This is a genomic window from Pseudomonas sp. 14A, assembly GCF_018132745.1.
GTDB classification, from domain to species: Bacteria; Pseudomonadota; Gammaproteobacteria; order Pseudomonadales; family Pseudomonadaceae; genus Aquipseudomonas; species Aquipseudomonas mercuritolerans.
The window spans coordinates 408455-419662 of the sequence record NZ_JAGRQJ010000003.1; the positions used below are offsets into that span (position 1 = coordinate 408455).

The following is an 11208-nucleotide window of genomic DNA, read 5'->3' on the forward strand; positions in this document are numbered from 1 at the left end:
TGGAGACGGAACATGAACACCCGTGGATTGCTCGATCAACTGCTCAAGTCCGGGCAGGAAATGCTGCAGAACAAGGCCGGCGGCGCTTCCAGCAAATCGGCTGCGAGCGGACTTGGCGGCTTGCTCGGTGGCTCGTCTGGCTCCAGCGGCCTCGGCGGCCTGCTCTCCGGCGCGGGTGGCGGCGCATTGGCCGCAGGCGCGATGGGCCTGCTGCTCGGCAATAAAAAGGTCCGCAAGGTCGGCGGCAAAGTCGCGATCTACGGCGGCCTCGCTGCACTGGGCGTACTGGCTTTCAAGGCTTACGGCAACTACAACGCCCAAAAAGGCAGCGCACCCCAACGCGAACCGCAAACCCTCGACCGCCTGCCACCCGCTCAAGTCGAGCAGCACAGCCAGGCAATCCTCAAAGCCCTGGTCGCCGCCGCCAAAGCCGACGGCCACATCGACGAGCGCGAGCGCGAACTGATCGAAGGCGAATTCACAAAACTCGACAACGATCAGGAACTGCAACACTGGCTCCACGCCGAACTCAACAAACCCCTCGACCCCACCGACGTCGCTCGCGCGGCGAGCACGCCGGAAATGGCGGCGGAGATGTACATCGCCAGTGTGATGCTGGTGGATGAGGAGAATTTTATGGAGAAGAGCTATCTGGATGAACTGGCGCGGCAGTTGAAGCTGGAGCCGGGGTTGAAGGTGGAGTTGGAGAGGCAGGTGCGGTTGGTGGGGGCGGATAGCGTGTAATCGTAGTGGCGATCGCCGGTTGCCCGTTTACGTTAGCTAGACTTCCTGCGTTTCCGACGTTCTCCTAACGGCGTTGAATCGACTTTTGTCCCGATGGCGGACATTGCTCTTGCGGCTGGCTCTGCATATTTTTGGTACTAGCCGCGTAATAGAGCTGGCAAATAGATCACTAGCAATCGGTGATTAGCGCACTGACTTCGTCGCCAGATCGGTGTTATTCAACAGTCGACCGTTGAGGTATGAGTCGGCGGGCCTGCCGTCGAGCAAGTTTCCTTCTGCTAGAAGTATTTGAATGGATATGTGTCTCCCGTGATTATTATTGAATCTTTTTTTGTATATACGTTGTTGATGTTGTTGATAACCAGCTGTAGGTTGGTTGGGTTTTGAAAAAGATGATAGAAGAGTTCGAAGTAAAGATAATCTTCGATCAAACTTGCTGCTAGGTTTGGATGGATGTTCAGAAGTTCATTGAAAGTCGGGTAATCAGCTGTCGCAAGCTCGGGGATGTCCGCATAGCCTTGCACGGTATCGTCAATCCTGCATTCCGAAATAAACGTATCTGCAACAATTTCAAACTTTCTTGGAAAGTCTCCGGGTTTGATTTGCAGTATATAGAGCTGAGTCTTGATCGTGACCGCCTCGCCGAATCCCAAGCTTCTATTAGATACGGTACTTGGATTGACTGCGTTGCCCGAGCACTTAAATATCATGGTTTTGCTTTCGCTGTTATAGGTTTGGTTGTCGAGATTTTTTAACCGAAAGAAAACTCCCTTGTACTACAGGTCTGAGACTTTTCCCAAATTAATTGCATCGGCATCGGCATCGGCATGGAACGCGGACTGCTTTAGCGTAGGGTGTTGCTTAAACATTTTTTTTGCTGAGAGAGTAGCGCCTCCACACCCTATGTATTAGCCAATGTCAGGTCCACTGCTTTCCCCGTATACTCCAGATTTGTAAAGGCTGCATCAGATTTGTTTAACTTTATGTAGTGTGTGATCTAAAATTTTTTCAAGGTCGCTCCAGGTTTTGGCGGTGTCGGTGAATATTGGAAATTCTCCAAGCTTGATTTGCGATTAATGAAGTTCTAAAAGTGCCTTTTTTGCTAAATAATTGATGCCGTCCGATGTCTATTATTTATTCCAGGCCAGTAGTTGTGCTCGTCGTGATTTTTGCTGTTCACGTCCAGGTTGTCGGTGTATTCGTAGCGGGTAGTACTGCCGAGTTCGTTCTATTCGGCAGTGACGCGATCATCAGGATTGTTGGTATACGCGCGCGTGGTACGCCGAGCAGATTAGATGTGCCAGGTAACTCGCGGCGTTCCATTTGTAAAAAAGCCGCAATGAGAAGGGGCAAGCATCGTAGATCTTGTGTCGACACTTTCCTATGTTTTGAAAACTCGATAGCCGGCATCAAAGTCGCTTATGGTATGCATGTTGCTGTAATTTACTTCGAATATTCCTTCAATTGGCGGTTGCGTGCGTTTGGCCTGTAAATTTAGAGTTTCTGCCACGTTTCGAAGTTCATGGTATGTTGCCATGTAGGCATGATCGGAAGCGGAGAAGTCAAGAGTTACCTTTTGAGGTGAGATAATCGCAAGATTGATTAGTAGCTGAGGTGATGTGAATGATCTACCGCCAATGTCATAGATCTTGTCTTTGTTTTCCAGTTTGGGTCTGTAACTTTCATGTAATAAGTAGTCTTCCTCTTGATCTAAGATTCTTACCAGTTTTTCGTGGCCTTTTATTTTTTCAAATGTAATGGTTGCTTTTTTGATTATTAGGAAACCATCCTCGTCCATGTTTTCAAGAAAGTTTAAGTCTTGGCTTTCTATTGAAGACGTTATTGGCTCATCTAATAGGTTGAGAACAAAATTGAAAATTTCTACTTGGAGTTTTTCCTGTATGTTTTCAGTAGGAGGAATATTTATGTAGGATATAATTCCGCCTGCATTGTCGTAATCGATTGCGCCAAAAGATTCTGTAATATCAATTGAAATATTCATTTTGCTCTCTCGATTACAAATTGATCAAGTTGTTTTGATTCAATTTGACTGCCGTCAATAGTTTTAAAGCCTTTGGGGTCAACTTTTGTTTGTGAAACTATCCTGAGACCTAGCTCTTCTATTTTTTTTAACGATTTTTTTATGTACTTGTTGGCGTATGCACTGCCTGTCAGGGTAATTTGCCCATTCTCAGATAATACCCTTAATATTTCTGGGTTCAACGGATCATAACCGTAAGGATTATCCATGTTGATATGGCTTTGCGAGCCTGACTTTATACCTGAAAGGTCAGTTGCATTACCAGCGTGGACGCCCGGAGCTTTCGGGTCGATATCGATATTGTAATAGCCTTCGATTGGGTTCGTGCCCGCACCAATATTCAATGAGCCATTCGCATTTGCGGGTTTATCTAAGTAATTTCCTGCTTTGGTAGGTGTGGCTGAATCGCTACCGGGGCATTGATGAAGCCCAAGCGGATCCACCCAACCTGTGGGATTGGTCACGTACTGGTAGCTATTCAACCCACCCGCAAGCTTGATCGGATCCGGGGTCAAGAACCGTCCAGTCCCCGGATTGTAGTAGCGGTGGCGGTTGTAATGTAAGCCTGTCTCGGCGTCGAAATACTGACCCTGAAAACGCAGCGGATTATCGATTTCGCTCACATCCAGCGCCACGAGGTTGCCGTAGGCGCGGTATTTTGCCGACCACATGATTTCGCCGCTGTAATCGGTGAGTTCCTGCGGTGTGCCGAGGTGGTCGAGTTGGTAATAGAACGGGGCCGCTTTTAGCGGGCCTTCGCCGTCGAGCATTGCCAACGGGCGGAAACTGCCCGGTTCGTAGATGTAGCTGCGATAACGATTTTCTGCGCTTTCGGCGATGAGGCGTTCGCCTTGCCAGAGGAATTCGGTGGTGTGGCCGTCGACGGTTTTCTCGATGCGGCGGCCGAAGGCGTCGTATTTGTAAGATGCGGTGCTGCCTCCCGGCAGGCTGACGCCGATCAGGCGGTGCTGGCAGTCGTAGCGGTACTCGGTGACGAGCTTTTGGCCGGTGCCGCGACGTTCGCGGATCAGGTTGCCGTAGGCGTCGTAATCGTAATGGCGGTCGCCTTGCATCAGCAGGCGGTTGCCTTTGACGTTTGCGGGGTTCGCAACGGGCAGGTCATTTTGTCCGAGGAGGTTGCCTGCCGGGTCGTGAGCGAAGCTCTCTGGCATAGCTCCGCGCACGTTGATCAGGCGATCTAGTGGATCGTAGTGATAGCTGCGGTCACCTTTGCGGCTGTCGTTAATGCCGGCGAGATTGCCGTTGGCGTCGTAGTTGTAGCAACGCTGGAACAGGTGTTTGTCCCGTTGGCTGACGCTGTGTGCTTGCAGGCGACCCTGTTCATCGTATTGGTATTGGCTGAGCAGCAGGCCTTGTTGGCGTTGTTGCTCGCGACCGGCGTTGAACTGGTGGCTGGTCAGGCGTGAACCGTTCAGGTCGATGCTGCTCAGGCGTCCACCGGACAAATGACGGTAATCGAGCGTGCAGCCATCCGGCAGACGGCAGTGGCTGAGCTGACCGACTTTGTCGTAAGCGTAACGCGTGGTACCCCAGCCCTGATGTTCGGTGATCAAGCGATCTTGCACATCGTATTCATAAGCGAGCGGCCAATGGCCGTCGTCGACGTTGACCAATCGACCGAGCGCGTCATAGCTGTAATGAATTTCTTCCCCATCGGGCAGCTTCTTGACCAGCAAACGGCCTGCGGCATCGCGCTGGTATTCGGTAACCAGTTCGCTACCGTCGTCACCGAACTCCGTTTTCTTCAGCAGTTGGCCGTTGAGGTCGTACTCGTACGCGGTGCGTCGACCATCGAAACCGGTTTCCTGCTGGATCAGGCCGTTCGAGTAATAATCGAGTTGATAGCGTTCGCCGCGCTCGTTTTCGATCTCGGTGAGGTTGAGTTGCGAGTTGTCGTAGCGGTAGCGCAGTTGGCTGCCGTCGGGATTGATGCGGCGGCTGACTAGGTGCAGGTTGTCGGCGTATTCGTAGCGGGTGATCCGGCCGAGCTCGTCGCGTTCGGCGGTGACGCGGCCATACGGGTTGTAGGTAAACGCACGTGTGGCGCCGCCGGGCAGGGTGACTTGGGTCAGGCGGTCGACGGCGTCCCATTGATATTGGGTGATCGCGCCGAATTCGTCCTGGCGAGTGATTCGCCGGCCGAGGGCATCGTAGCGGTATTTTCGTTGACCGCCGTCCGGCAGGCGTTCTTCCAGCAATTGGCCGAGGTTGTTCCAGCCCAGTTGATGACGACTACCGTCGGGGTGACGGATCTCTACCAAGCGGCCCTGGCGGTCGTAGCTGTATTGGGTTTCATTGCCCAACGGATCAATTTGTTGGGTGATATCGCCTTGTCGGTTGTAATCATACTGCCAACGCGCTTGGCCACGTCTGACCTCAATCAGTTGGCCATTGTAGTAGTTGTAAAGCGTTGGCTCGCCTTCCGGAGGGATCACGGCCAGCAAACGGCCGGCATTGTTGTACTGATACTCGGTGACGGCGCCCAATGCATTCTTTTCAGCAATCAAACGACCCTGATCGTCGTAGGCTTTCTGCATTTCTGCGCCATCCGGAGCGATTTCGCTGATCAGGCGCGCATTTTCATCGTGTATGTAAACCTGCTCACTTCCATCGGCGTTATGAACCGTGACCGTGCCTTTGTCGTCCCACTCATAGCGTGTTTCCAAGGGTAAGTAGTTTGTCCAATGACGGACGCAGCGGGACAGCTTGCCTTCTCGCTCCCACTCCCAGAAGAAGCGGGCACCTCCCGCCAATTGACGCTCGAGGATTACATGTTGTTCGTTATAGCGGTAATGCTCGGTTTCGCCTGCAGCATTGGTTGCCGACACCAGTTGATGGCGAGCGTTGTACTCGTAGGAAACCAGCGTCTGTAAAGTCAGCCACGGATCCTGCCGTCTACCTGAATCGTCATACTCCGAGCGTTGCTGCTGTTGGTCCACGGCAATGATATGGCGGTCGTCGTAACGGAGCAGCAAGGCGCGACCGGAGCCATTGTCGATACGTTGAATGCGACCGACCAAGTCATAGCTGATATGCACCTGGTTTTCATACGAATCACTGATGGTGGTCAGCCGTTCTGCACGGAAATGATAGAACCGCGGCTTTGGCCCTGCTTGCGTGAGAATCAGCTCTCCGGGTGCATTCCCCAGAAAAATGGCCGCTTGAGCGAGGCTATTGGTGATGGCCGGTCGTTTCTCGGTCGGCTTTGGGAAACGGGTCTGGCGGTTTTCATTGTCTGTCCACAGCACGCCTTCGTCATCGATAAGCAAGCGATGAGACAACGAGTGGCTCCAGCCTGGCCCCATACGGTTGTCGATTTCAACAGCACTGCTGCGGTAGAGACGTGTCCATTCCAGCGGTAAGAGACCGCCCAGTTCGCCGTCGGTGAGTTTCAGCAACTCCTCACCCGTGACCATGGAGACGGGGTCACCGTTGGAGCAGGTTTTGTCGACGCATTGTGCGGGTTCATCAGCCGGGTTTTTTGACTGTTTAGGCGCGTTGTCGATGTTCTCCTGCTGTTCCAGGCGCGTTTCGTTCTGGGTTTTGTTTCGTGCGTGAATTTGCGCGTCGTTTTCGACTTTGCCTCCTGTCGCAGGCGAAGGACGTTTCGGAGCTGTTGCCGTTTGTGCAGGCGTGTGATCGGCGACAGTCGCCACTGCTTTTTTGCCCGAGTTGGTTACGCCGTTGCCATGAAATCTCAATGCGGCAGCAGCATCCGCATGGGGCTTGGAGCGAATCCTGCTGATTTCAATGAGCTTGGCTGTTAGCTTCTCAACCAGGTTGATCGCTTTTTGCGCCTGCAATGTGCCCTTGACCGCTTTCGCACTGGCGCGTAATGCAACCCCCAGCCCGCCGGTAAAAATGATCCCGAGGACGATATAACTTATTTCAGACTTCACTCTGGCTAGCACTTCTGTGCGAGTCTGCGGTGGCAGTAAAGTCGTCCATGCCCAAACCGCAGCGACATAAACCCACAACAATGGCTCGTCACTCGCTATCAAGAAACCGGTGCGAAGTGCTTCAGTGGAGGAGTTGTAGATTTTCTTGATGTTTTCGTCGGTGAAAAACTCTTTGAGTGTTTCGTAATTTTCACGGGGGTGAGTAACAAGCTTGAACAGTGATTTGATATCGCCCCAAATGCCCATCACGAACTTCCAGAAACCATCCCACTCCGATTGCAACTGTTGCCAGAGACGGCCAGCTATCGACGCGTTGTTATGCTCCTTCCACAAAGGCAGGCACGTCGTTGTCCATTCCGAGGATAACCACTTGCTTAGATCTCCGATGACTTCGTCGTATGATTTGAACAGTCGATCGTTGTCAGCGCTTGTGAGGCCGGGGTAGAAGGTAATCCGATAGAGCTGACGAGGTGTCAGATCACTGATGACCTCGATCCCGGTTGGGCCGATTGTTTTGCGTACGGGTTGCCCGACGGTCTTGTTCTTTGAGTCGACAGGGGTCAGAACCACTGGAGTGTTGCCAATCGGCACAAAACGCGCCGATTCGAAACTATGAATCAGCGTGAGCTTTCCATTCTCGGGACAGGTCGCGAAGTACACTGGTTTGGTCTTGTCACCCGTTGCGATGGGTTTCTTGACCTGGTCACCAACTTGAAATTGTTGTTCCATTTCCAGGCCAGGTATGAATCTGGCGGTGGACCGATAATCCTTCAGGCAGTTCTTGAACTCTGCAATGACCTTGTTGAAGTCAGGCTGTTGAGCGGTGACATGAGCAATCGTATCCAATGGGGTCATACCACCACCTCTTTTTCCAGATAGGCCTTCAACAGCCCGGTAAAGTTTTCTTCCGTGAGTGGCGTGCGTTTAACAAAGCGCGCCACTTTTTGTTTCAGGTTCGATTCGGGAAAGGAGAAATACAGATCGGCGTGTTCCTCTTGCAACCACTGCATCATGTTGCCGATCACGGTTGATGGATTTTCTGCCATCAACCCCTCCAGCAACCCCTTCGGCACCTCCCACCACGGCCAGTCCCGCACCTTCGGCACAACCCGCGTGCCCACTTCCAGCGCCTGCCCATTGATCAGATACCGCTCAAACACCGGCAGCACTTCTCCAGCCTTCTCCCCAAGCCCCCGCAGAATCGGATAAATATGCCGCCCATCCCAAAACCGGAAAAACACTTCAGTGCCGTCCGGCATCTTCACCTGCGTCAGGCTGCGCAGATGTTCGAACACTTCGTTCGGTTCTGAACGCGACACCGCCAGCCAGCCCCAGTCGAGGGCGTCGGTTTCGGCGATCCATGGCAGGAAGGCGGAATTGGCTTTGAGTTCGGTGAGGTAGGGCATCACCGGTTGCCAGGTGGAGTAGGGCGTGCCGCCCCAGATCGGGATGAGTTGGGCGGTGGGTTCGGTGAGGTACAGGGTTTTCAGGGCGTCGGCGTCGCTGGCCGCGCTGACGATCAGGTACAGGCGCTCGCCGCTTTGCAGCGGCTGTTGCGCCAGCCAGTCCTTGGGAATGATTCGTTCAGATGGCACAGGCACCTGCCTTGCATTTTTCGCATTCTTCACAGAACGGCGCGTTACGTTTCAGGGTGTTGATTTGCGCCGGGGTCAGGACCTGGCCAGCCTTGTCGGCATCCGCCTGTTTCAGCACACCGGGCATCAACGGCGCAGCACCGGTGCCGCTGCCCGGGCTCCCGCCGGAGTTCATGTTGATCACCGGCCCGCTCATGGTCACGCCGCCGGCGTCGATCTTGATGAAGCTGCCGCCGCCGATCAGCGTGAGTTCCGAACCAGCCTCCATCACCACTTTCATGCCGCTGCTCAGGTGGATTTCTTGCCCTGCGTCGATGAACTGGCCGGTGCCGATCTTGATGTGCTGATTCACACCGACGGTGAGGTGGTCGTTGGCGCGGGTTTCGACTTTGCGGTCGGCGTAGACGGTGTGGTGTTCTTCGGCCTTGAATTCGCTGTAGCTGTTTTGCTCGACGGTGTCGTGTCGTTCGTTGCCGACGCGGATTTTCTGGTCGTGCTCGATGTTCTCGTCCCAGTCGCGCTGGGCGTGCAGGTAGATCTGTTCCTGACCTTTCTTGTCTTCGATGCGCAGTTCGTTGTAGCCGCCGCCACCCATCGAACTCAGGGTCTTGAAGGTGCTGCGGGTCTTGTTCGCCGGCAGTGGATAGGGGACGGTGTTTTCCTTGTGGTACAGGCAGCCGCTGATCAGCGGTTGATCGGGGTCGCCTTCAAGGAAGGTGACCAGCACTTCCATGCCGATGCGCGGGATGGCGATGCCGCCGTACTGGGCGCCGGCCCAGGCGCTGGAGACGCGCAGCCAGCAGCTGGTCTTGTCGTCGGCCTGGCCTTCGCGGTCCCAGTGAAACTGGACTTTGACCCGGCCGTATTCGTCGCAGTGGATTTCTTCGCCTTTCGGGCCGGTGACCACCGCGCTCTGGCTGCCGAGGATGCGTGGTTTCGGGTGGCGCAGCGGCGGGCGGTTGGGCACGTCCCATGGGGTGGCCTGGAAGCGGTTGCGGTAGCCCTGGTGGAAATCGTCGTTGAGCGCGGTGGTGTCGCTGGTCACCGACTCCTCGAGCACTTGCGGTTGCTTGCCTTCATGCAGGACTTCGGTGAGCAGCCACAGGTCGTTCCACTTGGCTTTCGGGTGTTCGGTCAGGGCGAGGAAATGGCCGCTGACCAGCAGTGGCTGATCACTCTTGCCTTCGGCCAATTGGAAGTCGCTGCGATGACGTTCGAGGGCGCGTTTGGCCAAATGTTTGCCGCGCTCGCGGTCGATGAAGCGGCCCGGGTAATCGTAGTCTTCGAGGTCGGGCAGGGCGTCGCCACGGTTTTCGCTTTCCAGGGTCAGGCGTGGTTTTTCGAAATCGTAATCGCGGCGCGTGGTGCGGCTGGTGCGGGTTTCCAGGCGCAGGTCGAAACGCTTGATCACCGGGTTGCTGGCGACCATGCCCGAGTCTTGCTGATAGGGCACAGGGGCCAGTTTCGGGAACACCGTCTGGTCATCGCCGAAAACGAGCTTGTGCGCGTTGGCGCTGTGCTGGAAGTGGAAGTGAATGCCTTCTTCCTCGCACAGACGCTGGATGAAGTGCAGATCCGACTCGTCGTATTGCACGCAGTAGATGCGTTCGGGATAGATCGAGCCGGTCTTGAATTCGTAGGCGTTGCCTTGAATGCCGTGCTCTTCCAAGACCATGCCGATGATCTTCGGCACGCTGAGGTTCTGAAAGATGCGCTGGTTGATGCGGTGCGCCAGGTACGCCAGTTGCGGGCGCAAGGTCACCGAATAACGGGTCAGGCGCTTGCCGGAATCGCCTTGCGCGGCGCGGTAGATCTGGCCATGGATGCCGCTGCCGTCAGGCGACAGCTGCAGAAAGGCCGGTTTGTGCAGCAGGGTTTCGAGGTCCAGCGACGGCTGCTCACTGACCAGTTCCACCTCGAAGACAAAAGGCTGGCTGATGGCTTCCCGGCCGGTCAGGGTGAATACCTGAAAGTCGGCGGAAAGCCCTTCGATGGTCAGGGCAAAGTGGGTTTCATTGGCCGGCGCGAACATCCCTTGTTCCTCGTGCTGTACAGCGGCGCCCGTCGACGGCCGCAAAAAGCGGCTCAACGTACGCGAAATTCTGGAGGGGCGTAAACAACATCGACCAGCAGAGCTGGCCGATGCGTGTAACGGTCAGCCGTAATTAAACGACTGGAGCACGCCAGTCATCGGAACCCGAAGTACCGGATACTTCGTGGGTCCAGGTGATTTTGCGGTAGGTGAACTGCACTTCTTCCAGGTGGGTGAAGTGCGCGTTGCCTGGATCCTGGCAGTTGTGCATTTTGTTGTTGATGGCGACGATGATCGCGTCTTCCAGTTTGGTGGTGTAGTAATGCTCTTGGGTGCCTTGAGCCGAAGTGCGGTACCACTGGATAACGATTTCGCTCATGCGCTCGCCGGAAGTCAGTGCTGCTTGCAGCAGTGGCGAAGCCTTGTCGTAGACCTTGGTGATCACAACTGGCTTGTGTACGCGCTGACCGGTTGGCTGACCGGATTGCGGGTCACGCGGGATGATCACGTCGTGGGTGAAAGCCTGAACCATGACCTGGTCTTCGTGGCCTTCCTGGTAGGTGTTGCCAACGGAGTCGGCGGTGAAAGCGCCGGCAGTGATCAGGCCTTGTTTTTCGCCGGTAACCGACATGTACGCTGGTGTTGCCATGGGGTGCTCTCCTTGCGGATAAAGTTAGGGTGCCCGGAGGCGAAATCGCCCGGTGGGTGGCTGAGGGTTATCAAGGAGCGTGCCAGGTTTTGCGAGGTGCCCGGATGGCGGGGACGCCACGGTGGTTGGTCATCATTTGGGGCGATTTTCAGCGGGATAACCGAGAGAAAGTGCGCAAGAAGTTGCGCAGTACTGCGCAACTTCTTGCGCACTTGGCTGCAGGGCTT

General features: G+C 54.8%; 6 protein-coding genes. 1 reads left to right on the top strand and 5 read right to left on the bottom strand.

The genetic code is table 11. The annotated features are described in order from the left end of the window. The first annotated feature begins 12 nt into the window (after positions 1–12). Positions 13–744, top strand: a complete 732-nt coding sequence (locus PS14A_RS04470; RefSeq protein WP_212615400.1) for a tellurite resistance TerB family protein — start codon at positions 13–15, stop codon at positions 742–744. A 1381-nt stretch (positions 745–2125) separates the two neighbouring features. Here the strand turns inward: PS14A_RS04470 and PS14A_RS04475 are convergent. The 5 genes from PS14A_RS04475 to PS14A_RS04495 form a co-directional block, all read right to left on the bottom strand. Then, positions 2126–2746 (bottom strand): hypothetical protein, encoded by a 621-nt coding sequence (locus PS14A_RS04475; protein ID WP_212615401.1) that lies wholly within the window; start codon positions 2744–2746, stop codon positions 2126–2128. After that, the gene (locus PS14A_RS26790; RefSeq protein WP_212615402.1) at positions 2743–7560 is read right to left on the bottom strand and encodes an RHS repeat-associated core domain-containing protein; all 4818 of its coding nucleotides are present in this window, start codon (positions 7558–7560) and stop codon (positions 2743–2745) included. The genes PS14A_RS04475 and PS14A_RS26790 overlap by 4 nt, the downstream gene beginning before the upstream one ends. Continuing rightward, positions 7557–8300 carry a DUF4123 domain-containing protein gene (locus PS14A_RS04485; protein ID WP_212615626.1) on the bottom strand — a complete coding sequence of 248 codons (744 nt, stop codon included), beginning with the start codon at positions 8298–8300 and terminating at the stop codon, positions 7557–7559. The genes PS14A_RS26790 and PS14A_RS04485 overlap by 4 nt, the downstream gene beginning before the upstream one ends. Further along, positions 8290–10332, bottom strand: coding sequence for a type VI secretion system tip protein TssI/VgrG (tssI, locus tag PS14A_RS04490; protein ID WP_212615403.1), 2043 nt, complete (start codon positions 10330–10332; stop codon positions 8290–8292). The genes PS14A_RS04485 and tssI overlap by 11 nt, the downstream gene beginning before the upstream one ends. A 133-nt stretch (positions 10333–10465) precedes the next feature. Next, on the bottom strand, positions 10466–10981 hold the full coding sequence (locus PS14A_RS04495; protein ID WP_007949952.1) for an Hcp family type VI secretion system effector: 516 nt from the start codon (positions 10979–10981) through the stop codon (positions 10466–10468). Positions 10982–11208 lie beyond the last annotated feature (227 nt).